The sequence below is a fragment of the Ensifer sp. ENS10 genome, assembly GCF_014852025.1.
In the GTDB taxonomy this organism is placed as follows: Bacteria; Pseudomonadota; Alphaproteobacteria; order Rhizobiales; family Rhizobiaceae; genus Ensifer.
Genome location: NZ_JACVAS010000007.1, coordinates 1 through 21,428 on the forward strand (window position 1 = coordinate 1; position 21,428 = coordinate 21,428).

Here is a 21,428-nt window from a genome sequence, read left to right on the forward strand (position 1 = left end):
TCAAAGCCCGAAACTCGCGTCCCAGACCCCAAAATCAGCCTCAGCCAACCAGGGAAACTCTAGAGCGAAGGTCGTCGTCGCCAGCAGCGCCGCCGCCCTCGTCAGTGATCGGGCTTATAGACCCCCAGCCTCCAACACGTCAACAGGCTTTTTGGAAAAAAATGACAGATTTCTGACAAAGGCCGGAAACGCAGGGCTTTGAGCCCCCAAAAAAGTTTTACCCTCTCTCCCGGGCCTGTGGAGACACATTTTGGCCCTCACTTTTTCACAATCCGCCGATCTAAGCGAGAACGACGATGCTTCGCGGATGCTTTCGCGCGGGTAGGCGTGGGATCTCTTGGATATCCGCCCTCTCCCCTCCCCCGCGATTTGACTCCGTTACGCGAAAGATGCACATCTTCGCGCAACGTATCGCAGGCAAGAATACGGTTTAGAGAAATCGGGGACACTCAGTTCGGCATGAACACCGACAAGAACATGGTCAGGTCGCTCGGCGATCAGCCGCCGATCCTTGCGCATGGCCGCCGCGCGCCCGACAGGCGTGAGATCTCCCTCCGCTGGCTTTCCGGCACCTTTCTGACCGGCATCACCTCAAGCCTTCTTATGGGCGTTGCTCTTTTTGCAGCACTCGACGGGCGCCAACAGTTGGCCATCCCCGCCGAAGCCTATGCGGCGCTCGACAGCGCGCCGAACGGAGACGAGCAGGCACGCGCGGTGCGCGGCGGTCGCATCCTTTCGCCCAAACTCGTCGCCAAGCCGGCCGACAAGACCGTCATGGAAGTTTCCACCATGACCCATGACGGCGAGAAGGAAGTGGTGCGCAAGCAGCCTTTCGTTCACGTCAAGATGGCGCTTGCCGCCAACCATCAGCCCTCGGAAAACTATCCGGACTTCGATCCGCTGGCGATCTTTTCCACGGACAAGGCGGACGAGGAATCCCCGGTCGCCCGCACCGGTACGCTCTATGGCTCGAACGTCGATTCCGAAGTGGCGCTGAAGACCGTCGATTTCCCGCTGAAAGGTGGCGTTGCCTTCGACAGCTCGATGTCGCTCGAAGAGGTCGAGGAAAATGTCCGCACCAACGGTTCGGTCCTGACCGAGGGCAGCACCCAGGTCGCGTCACTCTATTACGTCGATCCGCAGCGCTTCGCGTCGGAGAGCGACGGGCTTGACCTGCTTCAGGGCCTGACCGCCCGTATCGTCGAGCAGAACAAGAGCGATGCCGCCTACGAGACCATCGACGAAGAAAGCACCGAATACGCCGACGACATCATTCCGGTGCGGCGTCAGACCGACATCGCGACCGTCATGGTCAATGCCGGTTATGCCAAGGCGCAGGCCGACGACGCCGCCGGCTATATCGGCGACGCGCTCGGTGCGAACGAACTGAGCGAGGGCGATGTTCTGCGCATCGGCATCATTCAGAACGGCGAAGCGCAGAAGGGCGACGAGGCCCGCATCGTGCGCGCCACCATCTATTCGCGCAACCGCCATGTGCTGACGATGGCGGTCGACGACAAGGGCCGCTTCGTTCCGGGTGCGGAACCGCCGAAGCTCGACGCGGTCGCCACCGCCTTCGATGACAACGGCGCGCCGGTCATGACCAGCAGCCACGATCTGCCGCGCGTCTATGATGGCATCTACCGCGCCGCTCTTTCCTATGGCATGAGCGCCGACATGGTCAGCCTCGTCGTCAAGCTGCTCGCCAGCAACGTCGATTTCCAGGCGCAGCTGAAGCCGACGGACTCGCTTGAAGCCTTCTTCTCCGTGACCGACGAACGCGGCATGGCGACGGAAGAATCCGAGCTTCTCTATGTCCGCGCCAAATTCGGCGATGCGGTCACCGCCTTCTACCGGTTCCAGGATCCGGAAGACAATTCGATCGACTACTTCGATACCGAAGGCAAAAGCATCCGCCAGTTCCTGCTGCGCAACCCCGTGCCGAACGGCCATTTCCGCTCCGGCTTCGGCATGCGCCGCCACCCGATCCTCGGCTTCTCGCGCATGCATACCGGCGTCGACTGGGCCGCGCCGCGCGGAACACCGATCATTGCTGCCGGCAGCGGCGTCGTGGAAAAGGCCGGCTGGGATTCCGGCGGCTATGGCAACCAGACTCTGATCCGCCACGCCAACGGCTACGTGTCGTCGTACAACCACCAGAGCGCCATCGCCAAGAACGTCAAAGTCGGCAACAAGGTCGTCCAGGGCCAGGTGATCGGCTGGGTTGGCACAACGGGCCTTTCGACCGGTCCGCACCTGCATTACGAGTTGATCGTCAACGGCAACAAGGTCGATCCACTGCGCATCCGCCTTCCCGGCGGCAAGTCGCTTTCCGGCGACGCGCTGGCGAAGTTCGAGAAGGAGCGCGATCGCATCGACGAGTTGCTGAACAAGGATGGCGCCGAAGTCGCAAGCAACTAGGCACCCCTCCCCTCTTCCAAAGTCTGCACAAGCAAAAAAGGCCGCCCCGAAGGGCGGCCTCTGTGTTTGATGCCTTGTCAGGCGGCTTCCTTGTCCGCCGTCGCTCCGCGCTTGAAGTTGAGGCGGTCGGAGCCGGCAAGCACCTTGACGGACGAACCATCCGGGAACTCGCCCTGCAGGATCTTCTCGGCGAGCGGATCCTGCAGGTATTTCTGGATCGCCCGCTTCAGCGGACGTGCACCATAGGCCGGGTCGTATCCCTTGTCGGCAAGGAAGGCTCGAGCGTCATCCTCAAGCTCCAGCGTGATCTTGCGCTCGGTAAGCAGCTTGCGCAGCCTTTCGAGCTGGATATCGACGATCGCACCCATCTCCGAGCGACGCAGCCTGTGGAACAGGATGATCTCGTCGACGCGGTTGAGGAACTCCGGCCGGAAGGCCGACTTGACGACATCCATCACCTGGTCGCGAACGACATCGCTGTCTTCGTTTTCGCCAAGTCCGACCAGATACTCAGCCCCGAGGTTCGAGGTCATGATGATCATCGTGTTGCGGAAGTCGACGGTGCGGCCCTGACCATCGGTCAGGCGACCGTCATCGAGCACCTGCAGGAGCACGTTGAAGACATCCGGATGCGCCTTCTCGATCTCATCGAACAGTACGACCTGGTAGGGCCGGCGACGGACGGACTCGGTCAGGGCTCCGCCTTCCTCGTAGCCGACATAGCCGGGAGGTGCACCGATCAGCCGGGCCACGGAGTGCTTCTCCATGTATTCCGACATGTCGATACGCATCAGCGCGGTCTCGTCGTCGAAGAGGAAACGGGCAAGCGCCTTGGTGAGCTCCGTCTTGCCGACGCCAGTGGGCCCAAGGAAGATGAACGAGCCGATCGGCCGGTTCGGATCCTGAAGCCCGGCACGCGAGCGCCTGACCGCACGGGAGACCGCCTGCACGGCGTCGCCCTGGCCAACGACCCACTTCGCCAGTTCGTCCTCCATCCTGAGCAACTTGTCGCGTTCGCCTTCCAGCATCTTGTCAACAGGGATGCCGGTCCAGCGCGAGACGACATGCGCGATGTTGTCGGGGGTCACGACCTCCTGCACCATCGGGTTGGCATTGGCGTTTTCCTGGCTTTCGGCATCGGAAAGCTCCTTCTCGAGCTTCGGAATGACACCGTAGGTCAATTCGCCGGCGCGCTGGAACTCGCCCTTGCGCTGGACGATCGCCAGTTCGTTGCGGGCTTCGTCAAGCTGCTTCTTGAGATCGGCAGCCCGGCCGAGCTTCTGCTTCTCGGCCTGCCAGCGGGCCGTCAGGGCCGATGCCTGCTCTTCGAGCGAAGCGAGGTCAAACTCGAGCTTCTCCAGCCGATCCTTCGACGATGCATCGGTTTCCTTCTTCAGGGCCTCGCGCTCGATCTTCAGCTGGATGATGCGTCGGTCGAGCTCATCGAGCTCTTCAGGCTTGGAGTCCACCTGCATCCGCAGACGCGACGCCGCTTCGTCCATGAGGTCGATCGCCTTGTCCGGTAGGAACCGGTCCGTAATGTAGCGGTTGGAGAGCGTCGCGGCGGCAACCAGCGCCGAATCCGAGATCCGGACCTTGTGGTGCTGCTCGTACTTCTCCTTCAGGCCGCGCAGGATCGAGATCGTGTCCTCGACCGTCGGCTCCTCGACCATGACAGGCTGGAACCGGCGGGCGAGCGCCGCGTCCTTCTCCACGTGCTTGCGATATTCATCAAGCGTAGTGGCGCCAACGCAATGCAGCTCGCCGCGCGCAAGCGCCGGCTTCAAGAGGTTGGAGGCATCCATTGCTCCTTCCGCCTTGCCGGCACCGACCAGCGTGTGCATCTCGTCGATGAACAGGATGATCTCGCCGTTTTCGGCCTGCACCTCGTTGAGAACGGCCTTCAGCCGCTCCTCGAACTCGCCGCGATACTTCGCACCGGCAATCAGCGCGCCCATGTCGAGCGCCATCAGCCGCTTGTCCTTGAGGCTTTCCGGCACGTCGCCATTGACGATGCGCAGGGCAAGGCCCTCGGCGATCGCGGTCTTGCCGACGCCGGGCTCACCGATCAGCACCGGGTTGTTCTTGGTGCGGCGCGACAGCACCTGGATGGTGCGGCGAATCTCGTCGTCACGGCCGATCACCGGGTCAAGTTTGCCTTCACGGGCATCGGCCGTCAGGTCGCGCGCATATTTCTTGAGGCTGTCGAACCCTTGCTCTGCATTTGCGCTATCGGCGGTGCGGCCCTTGCGGATGTCGTTGATCACCTGGTTGAGCTTGGTCGGGGTCACGCCGGCCTTGGCGAGAATGCCTGATGTCGCGGCCGAGCTCTCGATCGCAAGCGCCAGCAGCAGCCGTTCGACGGTGACAAAGCTGTCGCCAGCTTTCTTCGCGGCCTCTTCGGCACTCGAAAAGACCCGGGCGAGCGGCTGCGACAGGTAAACGGAGCCATTGCCACCGGAAACTTTGGGAAGCTTGGCAAGTGCTGCATCATTGCCAGCGCGCGCCTCGCGGGCGTCGCCCCCGGCGCGCTCGATCAGCGAAGCGGCCATGCCTTGATCGTCGTCGAGCAGCACTTTCAGCACATGCTCGGGCGTGAACTGCTGATGTCCTTGCGCCAGCGCATAGGTCTGCGCCGACTGCAGAAAACCGCGCACGCGCTCGGAATATTTTTCAATGTTCATACTCTACCTCCATAACCCGGCAGGCCCATCGCGTGGCACCCGTCGGTGGTTCAGGATCAGGCTCCCGCATTCGGCAAGCCTGTCAGTGTGGAGCGATCACCGCCTTGCGCCGGATCAACGCATCCGAAGCGAATATGGGGCACCGATTTTGGAAATTAAAGAGCCGTCGCTGGTCTCCGGCCGGAAATCTGCAACCGAAAAATGCGACCGCCCGACGGATTGCAGCGCGGCCGCATTTATACTCAAGGAGGCGAGAAGCCGGTTGGTTCGCTAAGCCGCCATCAGCGACCGTTCGGCGAATGAAGCACCGAACTCTTTCATGCGCCGAACGTAGTAGGCGGGGTCGATCAAAACCTCCGGGAGGTAGAGGCCAGGGGCTGACGCTTCGCCACCTTCAAGGCCGAGCATACGTTCCACCGCCAGCGCGACACCAAGGGCGGTTAGCGGCGCCTGGCCTTCGGGGTGCACGATCTCATGGCGATGGTCGAGAGGCTGGCCATCCTTCCCCCGCCCCGCGATCTCGATGACGATCTCAGTCGAAAACAGCTCGCCGCGGCGCCGGCTCTCGGATTCGCTAAAGGCAAGGTCCAGCCGGATGTTGGCTGCATTGGTCCGAGCCGCAAGCGCCATGACATCGAAGGGCGAATAGGCGACCGCATCGAGTTCGACACCGTCGACGCTGACGTAGCGCGCCTTCGAATCCTCGCCGCCGGCCCAGTGGAGCCTGCCGGCCTTGACGGTCAAGGCCGCCGGCGCGAGGCCGGTGATGCGATTGTAATCGGCAAGTGCTGCCGGCCCGCCCATGTCCTGTTCGTCAAGCAGGACCCCGATGCGGATCATGTCGATTGCCTCATATGCCTTGGCGAATTCGAGGATCGGGAAGATGGCGGCCCCGGCAAGCCAGTGGCTGGCGAGCAGGATCGGCGCCTTCTCCGGCGCGTGGATATATTGCGCCATTTCCGGCCCCACTTCGAAGGTGCCGCTGGAAAGGCTGATATAGGGGACGCCATGGCGCTGGGCAAAGCGCATCGAGCTCAGCTTCTCGTCCTTCAGGAAAATGACGACGGCGCTGAAACGCGGCTCATCGCCGACACCAAGATCGGCCCGCTCCAAGTCGATACTGACACCGATTGCCCCGCCCACTTCGCGCGCAACCGCTTCGGCCTTGCCGAGATCACGGCCACCGATGGCGATCGGCAGTGTAGGGTGGAGCCGGCGGATGATTTTCGCCGCCTGCGATCCGACAACCCCGGAACCGCCGATGATCAAAACAGGCTGAAACTTGCTCGACATCTTCCTATCTCCTAAACGAAAGGTGTCCGGCTGATTGCCGAACCTACCATTAGTAACTTACTATTGGTAGATAGGTTGCCGAACGCCGATTTCAAGAGCCACGAGCCGACGCGAAAAGGATTGCGATCGATGGCCCCGACCAAAAGCCGAAAGCTCGCCAAGCCCGAACGGCGTGCCCAGTTGATCGAGACCGCCAAGGAGATCCTGCGCGAGTGCGGCGCCGACGCCCTGACGCTCGGCCACCTCGCCGAACGCGCCGGCGTCAGCAAGCCGATCGCCTACGAGCATTTCGGCACGCGCGAGGGGCTTTTGATCGCGCTTTCCCAGGAAATCGAAGACCGCCACGCAACCAAACTGCAGGCCGCGCTTACGGGGGCACCGAAAGAGCTCGATGCGGTCGCCGACATCATCAGCTCGGTTTACATCGACTGTGCCGTCGACAGTGGTGAGGAATGGCAGGCCATCTCAGGAGCGCTACGCGGCAACGCGGACATGATCGCGACGCAGCAGCAACAGGTCGACGACTATGTCGCCGCGATCCAGGCGGCACTCGGACCCTTCGCGAAAATTCCCTCCGACGATTTGCGCCTGCGCTGCACCGGTATCGCAGGAGCAGCCGAGGCGATCGGCCGCGAGCTGATCCGCGGCCGGACGAACGAGACGGCCGCCAGCGCCAATCTTGCCGCACTGATCGTCGACAGCGTCGACGTTTGATCACCGATGACCAGACAAAGAAAAACCCGGCCGTGACAGGCCGGGTTTTTGTCGTGCCCTGAGAATGGGCAACGCTGATAGACCGCCGCTTATTCGGAAGCGGCGAGCGCCGGTGCTTCCGGAGCGGCATCGCCCGAAGCCTGGGCTTCGTCAGCGGCACCTTCCTGTGCGCTGCGGCGCGGACGGCGTGGACGCGGCGCGTTGCGGCGGCGGGATGCGGCGCGGCCGGAGGCAGCCGGGGCTTCCTCTTCCATCGCGACTTCCGCCGGTGTGCCTTCGATCACCGGCTGCGGGCCCGTGCCGTCGATGACGACAGGCTGCGGCTCGGGAGCAGGTGCCTGAGCTGCGGCAACCGGGGTCGGCATGTCGTCGCTGTAGCCCTGATCCAGATCGTCCTGGTCCTGATCGGACCCGTCGTGGCCGCGGAAATCCTGACGGTCATCACGCTGGAACCGGTCCTGCATCTGCGCCTGTGCGGCAGCAATGATGCGGTTGTAGTGTTCGGCGTGCTGAAGGTAGTTTTCTGCGATGACGCGGTCGCCGGAGCTCTGTGCATCGCGCGCAAGCGCTGAGTACTTCTCGGCGATGTGCTGAGCAGTACCGCGAATCTTCACATCCGGGCCGGAGCTGTCATAGGTCCGCGTCAGCGGGTTCGAGCCCTTGCGGTTGTGGTTGTTGTTATTTCCATTGTTATTGTTGTTGCTATTGTTATTCCGCCCGCGGCCGCGCTTGTTTTGCTGTCCTGGCCTCATAGTGCATTCACCCGAATTCTCTTGATAATGATGATCATGTGGTTTCGTCTTCCGGCCGGATCCGTTCACGCCCGACAGAACACGCGCCGTTGCGCTCGCACAATGGCGGCTTCGGCGCCGACTGGCGTCAAATTAACAGGTACCCGCACAAGGCACTTGTTGAACCCTAGCAACTCTTTCTTGAGAGCAATCCCCGTGGCCAGGTCATACCGGAACGAATCTTAGGTCCATGACCTTCTGCCCAGTGCGCGGGCAAACTAGCCCGCTTCCTCTGGGATTCCAAGCCCTTTCTTTGCCTGTGCAAGAAAGAAGATGCGTCAGTGCAGCATTTTTTCAACGGTTTGTGTCGCGTTCGAAGATCAGGACGCGGTCATTACCGCCGAGATCCTTCGCCTCTTCACGCAGACGGAAATTTTCGGCGCTAAACAACGCCGTCACCGCCTCTTTCTGGTCGAAACCGATTTCCAAGCCTATCACGCCGTTTGTCTCAAGATGATGACCAGCCTGAGAAGCGATGGCGCGATAGGCATCAAGCCCGTCTTCTCCGCCATCAAGCGCTGCGGCCGGGTCGTGAAGTCTCACCTCCGGCTCAAGCTCATGGACGACACTGGACCGGATATACGGCGGATTTGAGACGATCACATCGTAGCGACCATCCACCTTTTCGTACCAGTTGCTGAGAAGCGGCCGGAACCGATCCGCAAGACCGAGCGCAGCTGCATTCGCCGTCGCCGTTGCCAGTGCGTCCTTGGATATATCGGTAGCCGTGCCCCTTGCTTCAAGAACTTGCGACAGCAGCGCGATACAAATCGCCCCAGTACCGGTGCCGAGATCGATAAGCGCGCAACCGCCCTTTCGCGCTACCACCGCACGCAGATAAGGGATCATCCGATCGACGAGCGTCTCGGTGTCCGGGCGAGGCTCCAGCGTTTCCTTCGAAAGTTTCAGCGGCAGGCCGAAAAATTCGCGTTCACCAAGAATACGGTAGACCGGTTCGCGTGCCAGTCGCCGCGCCACCGCCACCCGGATCCGGGTAGCGTCCTCATCCGAAATCGGGTCCCTGCCCCGAGACACGACCGCGCTCAGCGACATGTAGAGCAGGCCGGAGATCAGATGCCGCACATCGAGCGCCGCATTCTCTATGCCGCCCGCTTGCAGGCGGTCGCGGCTTTCGGCAACGAGGCTCGCGAGCGTTTCCGCCATGGCTCAGCCCCGCTGTTCGCCAAGCAGCGCCAGCTGGCTCGCCTGGTAGTCGGCAAGCAGCGCATCGACGACCTCGTCGATCTCGCCCATCATCATCCGATCGAGCTTGTAGAGCGTCAGGTTGATGCGGTGATCGGTGAGGCGGCCCTGCGGGAAATTATAGGTGCGAATGCGCTCGGAGCGGTCGCCCGAGCCCACTTGGCTCTTGCGGTCGGCCGAGCGTTCGCTGTCGGCGCGCTGGCGCTCCATATCGTAGAGGCGCGAGCGCAGGACCTGCATCGCCTTTGCCCGGTTCTGGTGCTGCGACTTTTCCGAACTGGTGACGACGAGACCGGTCGGAAGGTGGGTGATGCGCACGGCCGAGTCCGTCGTGTTGACGTGCTGACCGCCGGCACCCGACGAACGCATGGTGTCGATGCGGATATCCTCGGGCCGGATCTCGATGTCGATGTCTTCGGCCTCAGGCAGCACGGCGACGGTTGCCGCCGATGTATGAATACGGCCGCTCGCCTCGGTTTCCGGTACACGCTGCACCCGGTGCACGCCGGATTCGAATTTCAGCCGCGAGAACACCCCGCGCCCGGAAACTGTTGCGATGATTTCCTTGAACCCGCCGGCCTCGCCGTCGCTCGCCGAAAGCACCTCGACGCGCCAGCCCTTGCCGGCCGCGTAGCGCTCGTACATGCGGAAGAGATCGCCGGCAAAAAGCGCCGCTTCCGATCCGCCGGTACCGGCGCGAATTTCGAGGATCGCACTCTTCTCGTCGGCCGCATCCTTCGGCAGAAGCAGGATCTGGATTTCCTGCTCCAGTGCCTCGATCGTCGCTTCGACCTCGGGCTTTTCCATTTCGGCGAGATCGCGCATCTCCCGATCGGTCGATTTGTCCGCGAGCATGGCAGTGATGTCGGCAAGCTCGGTCATCGCCTTCTCGTAGGCGCGGATCTTCGTCACGACCGGCTGCAGTTCGGAATATTCCGAGGCGAGCTTGACATAAACGTCCGCGGCCGGGCCGGCCGACATGCGGGCCTCGATCTCACCGAACCGCCGTTCCAGTTCGCGCATCTTTTCAACGGGAAGCTTTGCCAAGTCTCACTCCAAATGCATCTCCCCTCGCCCGGATCATGGTCCGGACGAGGGTCGCGACGCGTCAATTCAATCTAAACCGGAATGCCGTTTTCCGCGGCGAAATCCACCAGCATCTGGCGAACGGACGTCTGGTCGCGTGTGTCGTCCAGCGCCGCATTGAGCGCGGCACCAAGCTTGCCCGCGTCGAGCGCCAGCAGCATCGCCTTGATCGGCCCTACGGCCGTCGGCGACATCGAAACCGAACGGAAACCTAAGCCCAGCAACGCCATGGCCGAGAGCGGCTTGCTCGCCATCTCGCCGCAGAGCGTCACCGGGGTTTCGTGCCGGTCGCCGGCGCGCACGATGTCGCGCAGGATCCTGAGGAACGGCCGCCCGAGCACGTCGAAGCGATCGGATACGCGGGCATTGCCCCGATCGACCGCCATCGCGAACTGGAAGAGATCATTCGAGCCGACCGAGACGAAGTCCACTTCCATCATCAGTTCGTCGAGCTGCCACAAGAGCGCCGGCACCTCCAGCATGGCGCCGAACTGCAGCTTGCGCGGCAACTGTTCGCCAAGTTTCGACTGCCGCTCGATTTCCTTCTGCAGCAGGTCGCGTGCAATCCTGAGTTCGGAAACTTCGGTGACCATCGGCAGCATCAGCTTGAGCTCGGCACCGGCCGCCGCGCGCAGCATCGCGCGAAGCTGGGTCCGCAGCAGACCTGGGCGATCAAGCGAAAGCCGGATCGCGCGCCAGCCGAGCGCCGGATTTTCCTCTTCCGCGGCGCGGAAATAGGGGACGACCTTGTCGCCGCCGATGTCGAGGGTGCGGAAGGTCACGGGCTTTCCGCCCGTCTGCTTCAGCACACTGCGGTAAAACGCTTCCTGTTCTTCCGCCTTCGGCATGGTCGAGGCGATCATGAACTGAAGTTCGGTGCGGAACAGGCCGATGCCTTCTGCCCCCGCCTCGTTCAGATGCGGCAGGTCCACGAGCAGGCCTGCATTCATTTGCAGCGTGATGCGCTTGCCGTCTCTGGTCAGCGGCTCGACGTCCTTCAGCGCCCGGAACTGCGCCTGGCGCCGTGCCCGGAAGCGAACCTTTTCCTCGTAGGCGCGCTGCAGGTCGGCGAGCGGCCGCAAGTGCACCTTGGCATCGTCGCCGTCGATGATGATCGCATCGCGGTTTTCCGCAAGCGCCACCGCGCCCGTCGCCTGGCCAATGACCGGAATGCCCATGGCACGGGCGACGATCACCACGTGGCTGGTGACGGCGCCCTCTTCGAGCACCAGACCGCGCACGTTTTCGCGCGGATAGTCGAGCAGTTCGGCAGCGCCCATGGCACGCGCGACGATCACCGCATCGGTCGGGAAGTCGCTGGCCGAAAGCTTGGCGCCATAGCCGGAAAGCTGGCGCAGCAGGCGGTTGGCCAGATCGTCGAAATCATGCATGCGCTCGCGCAAGTACGGGTCCGTCAGCCGGATCATCCGCGCCTTGGTTTCGCTCTGGACGCGCTCGACTGCCGCCTCCGCCGTCAGGCCGTTGCGGATCGCCTCTTCGAGCTTGCGCACCCAGCCGCGATCATGGGCGAACATCCGGTAGGTTTCGAGCACTGCCCGATGCTCGCCCTCCATCGACACCTCGCGGCGCGACAGCATGTCGTCGATCGAGATGCGCAGCGACCCCAGCGCTTCGGCAAGTCGCTGCAATTCCTGGTCGGTGTCCTCGTTGAGGAGGTTGGTGACGACGATCCTCGGTTCGTGCAGGACGACATAGCCAAGGCCAATGCCTTCGCCATAGCTGTTGCCCTCGATCGAGACGGGACGCGAGAGGTCGAGCTCGAGGCCCGGCTTGGTGATCTTCTTGAGTTCACCGGTCGCCACCATCTCGGCGAGAACCATGGCGGTCGTCTCGAGCGCCTCGACCTCGTCCTCGCGATAGTTGCGCATCGCCTTGTTCTGGACGACGAGAACGCCAAGCGCGCGGCCCGTGCGCAGGATCGGCACGCCGAGGAAGGAATGGTAGATCTCTTCACCGGTTTCCGGCAGGTAGGTAAAGGCCGGGTGCGACTGGGCGTCGGAAAGATTGAGAGGCCGCGCCGAGGCGGCGATGGTGCCGACGAGGCCCTGCCCCATCTTCAATTGCGCCAGGTGGACGGCCGCCTTGTTCAGACCTTCCGTCGCGTAGAGTTCGAGCACGCCGTCGGAACGTAGCACATAGACCGAACACACTTCCGCAACCATGTTCTGCGCGATCTGGCGCACGATACGGTCAAGGCGCTCCTGCGGCTCCAGCGGTTCCGCCATCAACTCGCGCAACCGCTTGAGGAGAACGCGCGGACCTGCGGAAAGGTCTCTCATCGCGTGGGGTCTCCCGAAATAGAGGTGACGGCGGCAAGGGGATACGCGGGCAAAACCGCCGCGAATCCCAAATCGGTCGTCTGTCGATTAACTCTTATCGAGACCGTAAGCGGAATGCAAAGTGCGAACCGCCAATTCCGCATAGGGACCGTCGATCAGGATCGAAATCTTGATCTCGGAAGTGGTGATCGCCTTGATGTTGATGCCCTTGTCGGCAAGCGCGCGGAATGCGGACGCGGCGACGCCGGCATGGCTGCGCATGCCGATGCCGATGACCGATACCTTGACGAGGCCGGCCTCGGACTGGACGACGTCGTAGCCGATCTTTTCCTTGTTGTCGCCGAGCACCTTCAGTGCCTTGTCGACATCGCCCGACGGAACCGTGAAGGTCATGTCGGTCTTCGAACCGTCCTCGGAGATGTTCTGAACGATCATGTCGACGTTGATATGGGCTTCAGCAAGCGGGCCGAAGATCGCAGCGGAGACGCCCGGCCGGTCGGCGAGACGGCGCAGCGAAATCTGGGCTTCATCCTTGGCATAGGCAATGCCGGTTACGACTTCCTGTTCCACGATCTCATCCTCATCACAAATCAGCGTACCGGGCGGATTGAGAAGGTCACCCATGCCCGGCGCATCGGGATCTTCGAAAGACGACCGCACGAAGGTGCGGACCTTGTGCACCATGGCAAGCTCGACCGAGCGCACCTGCAGCACCTTGGCGCCGAGCGATGCCATTTCCAGCATTTCCTCGAACGCGATTTTCTTCAGCCGCCGCGCCTTCGGCTCGATGCGCGGGTCGGTCGTATAGACGCCATCGACGTCGGTATAGATGTCGCAACGGTCGGCCTTGACGGCAGCGGCGATAGCAACGGCCGAGGTGTCGGAACCGCCGCGGCCGAGTGTGGCGAGGCGATTATCGGGACCGAGACCCTGGAAGCCGGCAACGACAGCTACCTGGCCCTCGCCCATGCGGCGAATGATCTCGGCGCCGTCGATATCGAGGATGCGGGCAGCGCCATGGGCGTTGTCGGTGCGGATCGGGATCTGCCAACCCTGCCAGGAGCGGGCGTTGATGCCCATCGACTGCAGCGCGATCGAAAGCAGACCGGACGTCACCTGTTCGCCGGAAGCAACGATCGCATCGTATTCGCGCGCGTCGTAGAACGGCGAGTTGGCGCCGGTTGCCTTCGGCATGTTCTGCACCCAGCCGACCAGCTCATTGGTCTTGCCGGACATGGCGGAAACGACGACGGCGACTTCGTGGCCGGCATCGACCTCGCGTTTCACATGGCGGGCGACATTGTGGATGCGGTCCAAATCAGCGACGGAGGTTCCGCCGAATTTCATCACGATGCGTGCCATGTGCCTCTACCGGTACCCAATTTAGCGCGCGTAGGCGCGCGTGACAGGAAAGCCCCCGCCGGCGCCCGACGGTCAAAAAGCTTGGGAGACTTCTCGGACATCGGCAGTCACCGCTTCGGGGAGCGGAAAGTCGCGGCGTCTCTTAGCGGATCAGGGGGCGGCACGCAATGGCACGCGGACACAGATTCGGGGCTCGCCGCGCACCACGACCCCGCATTTCGCAACAATATTGCCCAGGACAGGAATTCACGGAAATATCCGTACCGATAGACCCCGCAATGCCACGTTGAAAATTACCGGCTTCGATGCTAAAGGTGGCTCGCAACTTGAATTCGAGAAAGGGGGGCTGCACGTGATGACATTTTTCCGGCACCACCGCCAGCGTGGCCCCGTCCAAGCCCTGCAGATGCGTTTGCAGGGCTGACCAGACATCCTTTCGCGAAAATCGCGATCCTATCCCTGGTCTGCCCAGAGTGATGCAGTGCGGAACCGTTTCGGTTTAAGCGCCTGCATCGTCTTCCAATACCGAGCTGACTGCCCGTTGACAGCATGCGTGCTGTTCCGGGTCCAATCATCAGAAAACCCGGCCTGAAGTGCCGCCACGGATGTCTCATCGTCGCTCGCGCAGTCCAGAGATCGACCATGGCCTTGATCAATATCCGCAACCTCGGCGTCAGCCTGAGCGCACCGCTTTTTTCCAACCTCAACCTCTCCGTCGCCGCCGGTGACCGTATCGGCATCGTCGCCGCGAATGGCCGCGGAAAGACGACCCTGCTGAAATCGATCGCAGGCAGCTTCGATCCGACGGCCGGGGAAATCACGCGCTCACGCAGCCTGACCATCGGCCATGTCGAGCAGAACGTTGCGGCCGCCTTGCTGCCCCTCTCCTTCCACGACGCCGTTCTTTCGGCCCTTCCGGCCGACCAGGCGGAAAATGAGAGCTGGCGCGTCGACATCGTGCTCGATTCGCTCGACGTGCCGGAAGTGCTGCGCCAGCGTGCGGTCTCGGAACTGAGCGGCGGCTGGCAGCGGCTCATGCTTCTCGCCCGCGTCTGGGTCAGCGATCCGGACGCCCTGCTCCTGGACGAGCCGACCAACCACCTCGATCTCGCCAAGATCGCCCGGCTCGAAGCCTGGCTGAACGCCCTGCCGCGCGACGTGCCGGTGCTCGTCGCCAGCCACGACCGCGCCTTCCTGGACGCCACCACCAACCGGACGCTGTTCCTCAGACCCGAGCAATCGCCAATCTTCGCGCTCCCCTATTCGCGGGCGCGCGCTACCCTCGATGAAGTGGACGCCTCCGAGGAGCGGCGCTATCAGCGTGACATGAAGGTGGCGCAACAGCTTCGCCGCCAGGCCGCCAAGCTCAACAACATCGGCATCAATTCCGGCAGCGATTTGCTGACCGTGAAGACGAAACAGTTGAAGCAGCGAGCCGAACGGCTGGAGGACGCGGCGAAACCTGCGCATCAGGAGCGCTCCGCCGGCGCGATCCGGCTCGCCAACCGCGGCACCCACGCCAAGATCCTGGTGACACTGGACGACGTCCCGGTCGAAACGCCGGACGGCACGGCGCTCTTCCGCACCGGCAAGCGCTGGATCTGCCAGGGCGACCGCATCGTGCTCTTGGGCGAAAACGGCGCCGGCAAGACGCGGCTCGTCAACCTGATCCGTGCCGCGATCGAGGAGCCCGGCCGCGCGCCGGAAGCGCTGAAGGCGACGCCTTCGCTGGTGCTCGGCTACAGCGACCAGGCGCTTGCCGGGCTTTCGGACGACGAGACGCCGCTTGCCGCCCTTTCCCGTCGCTTCTCGCTGGGCGATCAACGGGCTCGCACACTGCTCGTTGGCGCCGGTGTCGGCATCGACATGCAGGAAAAAGCAATCGCCAGGCTCTCCGGCGGTCAGAAGGCCCGCCTCGCCATGCTGGTGCTGCGCCTGAAGGAGCCGAATTTCTACCTGCTCGACGAGCCGACCAACCATCTGGACATCGAGGGCCAGGAGGCGCTCGAGGCGGAGTTGCTGAAACACGAGACGAGCTGCCTTCTGGTCTCCCACGACCGCAGCTTCGTGCGCAATGTCGGCAACCGCTTCTGGCTAATCGAAAAGCGCCGGCTGGTCGAAGTCGAAGACCCGGAAGACTTCTTCGCCGCAGCTGCGGCGAGCGAACTTGGCTAGCGATCGCGCAAGCGAACCCGATGGCACCCGTGACGCCCGCGATGAGCGGGCGTCACCTTCTGCATCGTAGCTACTGCATGTTTCCTTTAATCGTACCCGATTAAAGGACAAAAACATGCAGCAATTCAAAGTGCTACAGCGACCTTTGCGCGTCTGATAAGACGCGCGGCGCTGTAGGAAGGTGGCCGGGCGATCACGCAGGCGACCTCGCCGCCGTCGAAGACGTGCGTCGACCGAGCCTCGACGTTCCACCGATGGCGAAGAACTGCCGCTTCGATCCGCGCGCCAACCTCATCCGCACCCGTGGACGGCTCGTCGTGAAAGAGAAAGAGGCGCCCTTCCGGCTTCAACAGCCGTACCAGCGCAGCAAACTCACGCGTGGGATCGCCCCGCCTAAAGACGCCGACGCGGATCGCAAACACCTTGTCGAAGCGGCGATGATCCAGATCGAGTGAGCGAAGGTCCGCGACCTGCACGATGGCCCGCCCGGCAGCAAGGTGTACAGCATTTCGGCGCATTGCCGCCGCGACCATGGTGGCCGATCGATCGATGGCTACAATCCCCCCGTCGACAAGCCGCTCGCAAACGTTGGTCACTGCAACGCCGTGACCGCAGCCGATTTCGAGCAGCTGATCAGAAGGCTTCGGCGCAACGACAGCGACTGCCCAATCGATCCTGCCAAGCGCCATGAATTCCCCCATCCGCCGCAGATCCTCAGAATGCTAGCACGGCGAAGAGCCATGCCGCGAATCAATCTGGTTCGAAAGATAAACCACTTGCAAAACTATATCAGTTTTGCAAATCTTCCCCATGCCAGGACATGCAGCAACGGGAGAGAGACAATGCGCAGGGTCATCATGTGGGACATGGTCAGCGTCGACGGCTTCTTCGAAGCACCGGGGCATGACATCGGTTGGTTCGTCTTCGAGGACGAACTCGCCGCCTATATCGGCGAAACGCAACTCGAAGCGGACACTTTGCTCTTCGGCCGCGTGACCTATGAAATGATGGCGGCCTACTGGCCGTCCGCCGAAGGTAACATCGCCACCTTCATGAACGGCGTCGAGAAGTTCGTCTTCTCGCGCACGCTGACATCCGCCGATTGGCACAGGACGACACTCGTGACCGGCGACGCCGCCAAGGAAGTCGAACGGCTGAAGCAACGCGATGGCGGCACGATCTTCGTTTTCGGCAGTGCGGACTTCGCAGCAGGGCTGATCGCGAAGGGCCTCGTCGATGAGTATCGTCTCGGCATCAATCCGGTGCTTCTGGGCAACGGCGTGCCCCTGTTCAAGCCAGGGTTGAAGCGAACGGAACTCAAATTGACCCACGCTCGCCCACTGAAATCGGGCGTGGTCATCCTGCACTACCAGCCGCAGGCGGATGCGCAATAGAGCAGGTAGAACAACGCGCCCGCCTGGCCTGCGCCCATCTGGCCCATCACCGGCTCTTGACTTCCCTGCCTGATCGTCCGACTTCACGAGAGACGATGCAAGGAGACGGCGACATGAGCGAGACCGCACGCACGACGATCGACCAGAGCGAGGTAGACCGGTTCTCCGCCATGGCTGCGGAGTGGTGGGACCCGACCGGCAAGTTCCGGCCGCTGCACAAGTTCAATCCCGTTCGCCTTGCCTACATTCGCGACAAGGTGGCCGAACATTTCGGTCGCGATCCCAAGGGCCTGCAACCGCTGAAAGGTCTGCGGCTGCTCGATATCGGCTGCGGCGGCGGCCTCCTGTCCGAGCCGATGGCGCGCATGGGTGCAGACGTCCTCGGCGCCGATGCTTCGGAGAAAAACATCGGCATCGCCAAGACGCATGCGGCCGGAAGCGGCGTGGCGGTCGACTATCGCGCCGTGACCGCTGAGGCGCTGGCCGAAGCCGGCGAGAGTTTTGACATCGTGCTCAACATGGAAGTGGTCGAGCACGTCGCCGACGTCGATTTCTTCATGACCACCTGTGCCCATATGGTTCGACCTGGCGGTCTGATGTTCGTCGCCACGATCAACCGCACCATGAAGGCAGCAGCCCTTGCCATCTTCGCCGCCGAAAACGTGCTGCGTTGGCTGCCGCGCGGCACCCACCAGTATGAAAAGCTGGTGCGCCCGGAAGAACTGGAAAAGCCGCTCTCAGCGAGCGGTCTCGAAGTCACTGAACGCACCGGCGTCTTCTTCAATCCGCTCGCCAATCAGTGGAACCTGTCCAAGGATATGGACGTCAACTACATGCTCGTCGCCAAGCGTCCGCTGTAACGCCGCTGGCCGGCTCGTCTGCGGACTCAGCCGATCTCAGACTTGGCCTGCCATTCTCGTTTCAGCAGCGCATAGACGAGTTCGTCGCCCCAGGCGCCGTTGAACCGGTCATTCTCGATCAGATGCGCTTCGCGGCGCATGCCGAGACGTTCGACGACACCGACCGATCCCTTGTTCAGCGCATCGAGCCGGGCAAAAATCCGGTGGAAGTGCAGCGTCGAAAAGCCGAGATCGAGAATGGCGCGCATCGCCTCGGTGGCATAGCCCTTGCCGGCGAATGCCGGATTGAAGATGTAGCCGGTCTCCGCCTGCTCGGCCGCCCGGCTTGCGAGCTTCAGCAGCACCTCGCCAATCAGAGCGCCATCCTCCTGGCGTTCGACCGCGAACACCGCGACATCCCCGTCGTCAGCAAGTTGCGGCGCTGAAGCCTTGGCGAACTTCACCCGCGCAGCCGTCTCGTCCAGCGGTTCTTGATAGAGATAGCGATAGACGTCCGGCAGCCGGTGATAGGCGAAGAAGGCGGCAAAATCGTCGGGCACGAATGGCCGGATGACGAGGCGATCGGTGGAAATGCGAAGCTCGGACAATGTCATGGCTGAAAAATCTCCCATTGCGAAGCCGCGAAGTGGGAAGCAAGACGTTGTTTTTAAGGGGCCGGCAACAAATAACGCGAACCCGAGGCGCCAATAGACCGCGCGTCAGTTGACCTCGTCAGGCAAGATCGGCAGCGGCGCGACCGCAATTCCTTCCTCAAGCAGCGCCACGGCCTCTTCCGCCGTCGCCTTGCCGATCAGGCCACGTTCCTCCGCTTCGCCGTAGTGGATCTTGCGCGCCTCTTCTGGGAAACGCTCGCCGACATCTTCGGCGTTCTCGCGCACGGTCTTCACCAGTTCGCGGATCTTGGCGACCGTTTCCTTCTGCGCCTGATCCATAATCACCGCCCGTGTTGCTTCCTTCTTGCGCGCGGTCGCGACCGAAGGCGCCATCAGTTGCTTGGCAACGGATGTTGAATTGCAGGTGGGACAGGAAACCAGCTTGCGGTCGACCTGGCGGTCGAAATCGTCACTCGACGAAAACCAGCCTTCGAAGGCGTGGCCGTTGTCGCAGGAAATTGTATAGCGGATCAAGCGGCAACGCCTCCCTTCCCGGTTGGCACCACTTCATCGAGCACGAAACTGCGGGCGTTCTTCAGGTTCGGTATCTTGGCGCGTGCCGCATGCACGGCGGCGACATCAATTTCGGCAAGCACGATCGCCTCGCCGCTCAGTCCGGCCGAAGCAAGCACCCTGCCCCAGGGATCGACGATCATCGAATGGCCGAAGGTCTCGCGCCCGTCCTCATGCGTGCCACCTTGCGCCGCGGCGATGACGAAGAGACCGTTCTCGATCGCACGGGCGCGAAGGAGGATTTCCCAATGCGCCTCGCCGGTCTGGCGCGTGAAGGCGGCGGGAACCGACATGATCTCGGCGCCGGCGACCGCCTGTTGCCGGAAGAGCTCCGGGAAGCGCACGTCGTAGCAGATGGTGAAACCAAGCTTGCCAAACTCGAGATCGGCAATGCGTGCCGTGCTGCCGGGCTGATAGGCAGCACTTTCCCGCCAGCTTTCGCCATTGTCGAGGTCAACATCGAACATGTGGATCTTGTCATAGTCGCAGATCTTGTGACCGTCGGGTCCGAACAAGAGGCCGCGATTGGCGATCCTGCCGTCGGCAAGCGCGATCGGCGTCGAGCCGACATGGAGATAGATCCCGAGTTCACCGGCGAGCTTTGCCGCTGCACCGACAATGATGTCGTTCGCCTCATCTTTCAGGATCGCGCGCAGAGCCGCCCGGTCCCGCTGGAGCGCGCCGGTCATTTCCGGCGTCTGGACATAAATCGCCCCTTGAGCCGCCGCCTCGCGCACCAGCCGAACCATCGTCTCCGCGTTGTCTAGCGGATCGACGCCGGAGCACATCTGAATGGCTGCAGCCTTGAAGGTCATCGTCGTTCTACTCCTGGTGCACGCGACCAACACAGCCTCGCGTTGGCGATGTGCGAAACGTCAGATCCGCCTCAGGCAGCCAGCAAAGCATCGAGTTTGCCGGCGCGTTCCAGCGCGTGCAGATCGTCACAGCCGCCGACATGAATGTCGTTGATGAAGATCTGCGGGAAGGTCGAGCCGCCATGCGCCTTTTCGATCATCACCTGCCGCACCTTCGGATCATAGGTTGCGTCATGTTCGAGAAAGGGCACGCCCTTGGTTTCCAATAGTTTCTTGGCCGCCGAACAATAACCGCAGAACTGACGCGTATAAATGACCACTGAAGCCATGATCCTCAATCGCTCCTTCACCGGCCACCGTGCCGGATAACTGATTGTCATATAAGACCGGATATGGCTCTTGCAAAGGTCAAAACCGTGACCGGCCCGGCTCCCGCCCGCTTCAGCGCACGGGTCGCTGCGGAGACGGTTGCACCGGTCGTATATACATCGTCGACGAGAACCACGCTGTTCCCACGGAGACCCGCCTTGCCGCCTTCCGAGACCGCGAAGGCACCGCGCACATTGTCCTCACGTGCTTGCCTAGCAAGGCCCACCTGTCGGCTTGTGCGTCGGATACGCTTGAGCACATCGGGTTGATAAGGCCTGCCGGAGAGCTGCGCGATGGCCCGTGCCAGTTCCGCCGATTGGTTGAACCGACGCCTCCAGAGCCGAAAGGCATGCAATGGCACCGGGATGATCGCATCGGCCGAGGCGACCGCACCGTCACTCGCCCGGATCATCCATTCCGCCATCATCGGCGCAAGATCGGTGCGATCGCGATATTTGAGCCCGTGCACCAGATCGCGGGCAATGCCCTCATGGATTGCCACCGACCGCAGACGGTCGAAGGCCGGCGGATTGGCAATGGCTTCGGGCGAAACCGAGCCCGGCCCATGGTCGACCGAGAACGGCGTCCCGAGAATATCGCAAAAAGGGCGCTCGATCAGCGGCAGCGTCGACCAGCAAGGCGCGCAAACCGCGCGATGACTGCCCACCATCCGGCCGCAACCGCAGCAGACCGGCGGATAGACGAGATCGACCGCCCCGGAGACGAGCCCCCGCAGCACCCGCCCCCACCCTTCCTCCGGAAACAGCGGTCTCTCCCATGCCATGCTGTTGACTT

Annotated in this window: 18 protein-coding genes; 5 read left to right on the plus strand and 13 right to left on the minus strand. The window is 62.5% G+C overall.

Translation table 11 applies throughout. The features are described 5' to 3' along the window. Positions 1-459 precede the first annotated feature (459 nt). Entirely contained in the window at positions 460-2,421 is a 1,962-nt protein-coding gene (locus IB265_RS22460; RefSeq protein ID WP_057254810.1) for a M23 family metallopeptidase, read from the plus strand. Positions 2,422-2,498: 77 nt separating this feature from the next. Here IB265_RS22460 and clpB read toward each other — a convergent pair whose 3' ends face one another. Then, positions 2,499-5,105 (minus strand): ATP-dependent chaperone ClpB, encoded by a 2,607-nt coding sequence (clpB, locus tag IB265_RS22465; protein WP_057254809.1) that lies wholly within the window; start codon positions 5,103-5,105, stop codon positions 2,499-2,501. Between the two features lie 270 nt (positions 5,106-5,375). Beyond that, positions 5,376-6,398 (minus strand): NAD(P)-dependent oxidoreductase, encoded by a 1,023-nt coding sequence (locus IB265_RS22470; RefSeq protein WP_192495174.1) that lies wholly within the window; start codon positions 6,396-6,398, stop codon positions 5,376-5,378. A gap of 129 nt (positions 6,399-6,527) precedes the next feature. Between IB265_RS22470 and IB265_RS22475 the strand changes: the two genes are divergently transcribed. Continuing rightward, on the plus strand, positions 6,528-7,112 hold the full coding sequence (locus tag IB265_RS22475; RefSeq protein WP_057254807.1) for a TetR/AcrR family transcriptional regulator: 585 nt from the start codon (positions 6,528-6,530) through the stop codon (positions 7,110-7,112). A gap of 89 nt (positions 7,113-7,201) precedes the next feature. On the opposite strand, the gene IB265_RS22480 is transcribed toward IB265_RS22475, so the two are convergent. The 5 genes from IB265_RS22480 to IB265_RS22500 all read right to left on the minus strand — a co-directional run bounded on the left by IB265_RS22480 (position 7,202) and on the right by IB265_RS22500 (position 13,854). Continuing rightward, positions 7,202-7,864, minus strand: a complete 663-nt coding sequence (locus tag IB265_RS22480; RefSeq protein ID WP_057254806.1) for a DUF4167 domain-containing protein — start codon at positions 7,862-7,864, stop codon at positions 7,202-7,204. A 333-nt stretch (positions 7,865-8,197) separates the two neighbouring features. Beyond that, on the minus strand, positions 8,198-9,067 hold the full coding sequence (prmC, locus tag IB265_RS22485; protein ID WP_192495175.1) for a peptide chain release factor N(5)-glutamine methyltransferase: 870 nt from the start codon (positions 9,065-9,067) through the stop codon (positions 8,198-8,200). 3 nt (positions 9,068-9,070) lie between these two features. Next, entirely contained in the window at positions 9,071-10,153 is a 1,083-nt protein-coding gene (gene prfA, locus IB265_RS22490; RefSeq protein ID WP_057254804.1) for a peptide chain release factor 1, read from the minus strand. A 71-nt stretch (positions 10,154-10,224) separates the two neighbouring features. Further along, complete coding sequence (ptsP, locus tag IB265_RS22495; RefSeq protein ID WP_057254803.1) at positions 10,225-12,492, minus strand: phosphoenolpyruvate--protein phosphotransferase; 2,268 nt, start codon at positions 12,490-12,492, stop codon at positions 10,225-10,227. Positions 12,493-12,579: 87 nt separating this feature from the next. Continuing rightward, the gene (locus tag IB265_RS22500; protein ID WP_057254802.1) at positions 12,580-13,854 is read right to left on the minus strand and encodes an aspartate kinase; all 1,275 of its coding nucleotides are present in this window, start codon (positions 13,852-13,854) and stop codon (positions 12,580-12,582) included. A 642-nt stretch (positions 13,855-14,496) separates the two neighbouring features. Between IB265_RS22500 and IB265_RS22505 the strand changes: the two genes are divergently transcribed. Continuing rightward, a complete protein-coding gene (locus tag IB265_RS22505) occupies positions 14,497-16,029 on the plus strand; it encodes an ABC-F family ATP-binding cassette domain-containing protein (protein WP_057254801.1) in 1,533 nt (510 codons plus the stop codon). A 125-nt stretch (positions 16,030-16,154) separates the two neighbouring features. Here IB265_RS22505 and IB265_RS22510 read toward each other — a convergent pair whose 3' ends face one another. After that, on the minus strand, positions 16,155-16,730 hold the full coding sequence (locus IB265_RS22510) for a cyclopropane-fatty-acyl-phospholipid synthase family protein (protein ID WP_192495176.1): 576 nt from the start codon (positions 16,728-16,730) through the stop codon (positions 16,155-16,157). A 141-nt stretch (positions 16,731-16,871) separates the two neighbouring features. Between IB265_RS22510 and IB265_RS22515 the strand changes: the two genes are divergently transcribed. Together IB265_RS22515 and ubiG are read left to right on the plus strand one after the other, a co-directional pair. After that, on the plus strand, positions 16,872-17,423 hold the full coding sequence (locus IB265_RS22515) for a dihydrofolate reductase family protein (RefSeq protein ID WP_057254799.1): 552 nt from the start codon (positions 16,872-16,874) through the stop codon (positions 17,421-17,423). 113 nt (positions 17,424-17,536) lie between these two features. Beyond that, positions 17,537-18,283 (plus strand): bifunctional 2-polyprenyl-6-hydroxyphenol methylase/3-demethylubiquinol 3-O-methyltransferase UbiG, encoded by a 747-nt coding sequence (gene ubiG, locus IB265_RS22520; RefSeq protein ID WP_057254798.1) that lies wholly within the window; start codon positions 17,537-17,539, stop codon positions 18,281-18,283. 26 nt (positions 18,284-18,309) lie between these two features. Here the strand turns inward: ubiG and IB265_RS22525 are convergent, their stop codons facing one another. From IB265_RS22525 to IB265_RS22545, 5 genes are all read right to left on the minus strand, one after another. Next, entirely contained in the window at positions 18,310-18,876 is a 567-nt protein-coding gene (locus tag IB265_RS22525) for a GNAT family N-acetyltransferase (RefSeq protein ID WP_057254797.1), read from the minus strand. Positions 18,877-18,981: 105 nt separating this feature from the next. Next, a complete protein-coding gene (locus IB265_RS22530) occupies positions 18,982-19,410 on the minus strand; it encodes a DUF1178 family protein (RefSeq protein WP_058323921.1) in 429 nt (142 codons plus the stop codon). Continuing rightward, positions 19,407-20,264 carry a carbon-nitrogen hydrolase family protein gene (locus IB265_RS22535; protein ID WP_057254795.1) on the minus strand — a complete coding sequence of 286 codons (858 nt, stop codon included), beginning with the start codon at positions 20,262-20,264 and terminating at the stop codon, positions 19,407-19,409. Before IB265_RS22535 ends, IB265_RS22530 begins: the two co-directional genes overlap by 4 nt. 71 nt (positions 20,265-20,335) lie before the next feature. Continuing rightward, positions 20,336-20,593 (minus strand): glutaredoxin 3, encoded by a 258-nt coding sequence (gene grxC, locus IB265_RS22540; RefSeq protein WP_057254794.1) that lies wholly within the window; start codon positions 20,591-20,593, stop codon positions 20,336-20,338. Between the two features lie 47 nt (positions 20,594-20,640). Beyond that, positions 20,641-21,417, minus strand: coding sequence for a ComF family protein (locus tag IB265_RS22545; protein WP_057254793.1), 777 nt, complete (start codon positions 21,415-21,417; stop codon positions 20,641-20,643). Positions 21,418-21,428: the final 11 nt, after the last annotated feature.

Excerpts from the sequence above, each read along its gene's own strand:
- IB265_RS22470 (WP_192495174.1), bottom strand. The coding sequence starts at position 6,398 with ATGTCGAGCAAGTTTCAGCCTGTTTTGATCATCGGCGGTTCCGGGGTT.
- IB265_RS22535 (WP_057254795.1), bottom strand. The coding sequence starts at position 20,264 with ATGACCTTCAAGGCTGCAGCCATTCAGATGTGCTCCGGCGTCGATCCG.
- IB265_RS22500 (WP_057254802.1), bottom strand. The coding sequence starts at position 13,854 with ATGGCACGCATCGTGATGAAATTCGGCGGAACCTCCGTCGCTGATTTG.
- grxC (WP_057254794.1), bottom strand. The coding sequence starts at position 20,593 with ATGGCTTCAGTGGTCATTTATACGCGTCAGTTCTGCGGTTATTGTTCG.
- IB265_RS22525 (WP_057254797.1), bottom strand. The coding sequence starts at position 18,876 with ATGACATTGTCCGAGCTTCGCATTTCCACCGATCGCCTCGTCATCCGG.
- IB265_RS22545 (WP_057254793.1), bottom strand. The coding sequence starts at position 21,417 with ATGGCATGGGAGAGACCGCTGTTTCCGGAGGAAGGGTGGGGGCGGGTG.
- prmC (WP_192495175.1), bottom strand. The coding sequence starts at position 9,067 with ATGGCGGAAACGCTCGCGAGCCTCGTTGCCGAAAGCCGCGACCGCCTG.
- IB265_RS22515 (WP_057254799.1), top strand. The coding sequence starts at position 16,872 with ATGCGCAGGGTCATCATGTGGGACATGGTCAGCGTCGACGGCTTCTTC.
- clpB (WP_057254809.1), bottom strand. The coding sequence starts at position 5,105 with ATGAACATTGAAAAATATTCCGAGCGCGTGCGCGGTTTTCTGCAGTCG.
- IB265_RS22480 (WP_057254806.1), bottom strand. The coding sequence starts at position 7,864 with ATGAGGCCAGGACAGCAAAACAAGCGCGGCCGCGGGCGGAATAACAAT.
- IB265_RS22510 (WP_192495176.1), bottom strand. The coding sequence starts at position 16,730 with ATGGGGGAATTCATGGCGCTTGGCAGGATCGATTGGGCAGTCGCTGTC.
- ptsP (WP_057254803.1), bottom strand. The coding sequence starts at position 12,492 with ATGAGAGACCTTTCCGCAGGTCCGCGCGTTCTCCTCAAGCGGTTGCGC.
- ubiG (WP_057254798.1), top strand. The coding sequence starts at position 17,537 with ATGAGCGAGACCGCACGCACGACGATCGACCAGAGCGAGGTAGACCGG.
- IB265_RS22505 (WP_057254801.1), top strand. The coding sequence starts at position 14,497 with ATGGCCTTGATCAATATCCGCAACCTCGGCGTCAGCCTGAGCGCACCG.
- IB265_RS22475 (WP_057254807.1), top strand. The coding sequence starts at position 6,528 with ATGGCCCCGACCAAAAGCCGAAAGCTCGCCAAGCCCGAACGGCGTGCC.
- IB265_RS22460 (WP_057254810.1), top strand. The coding sequence starts at position 460 with ATGAACACCGACAAGAACATGGTCAGGTCGCTCGGCGATCAGCCGCCG.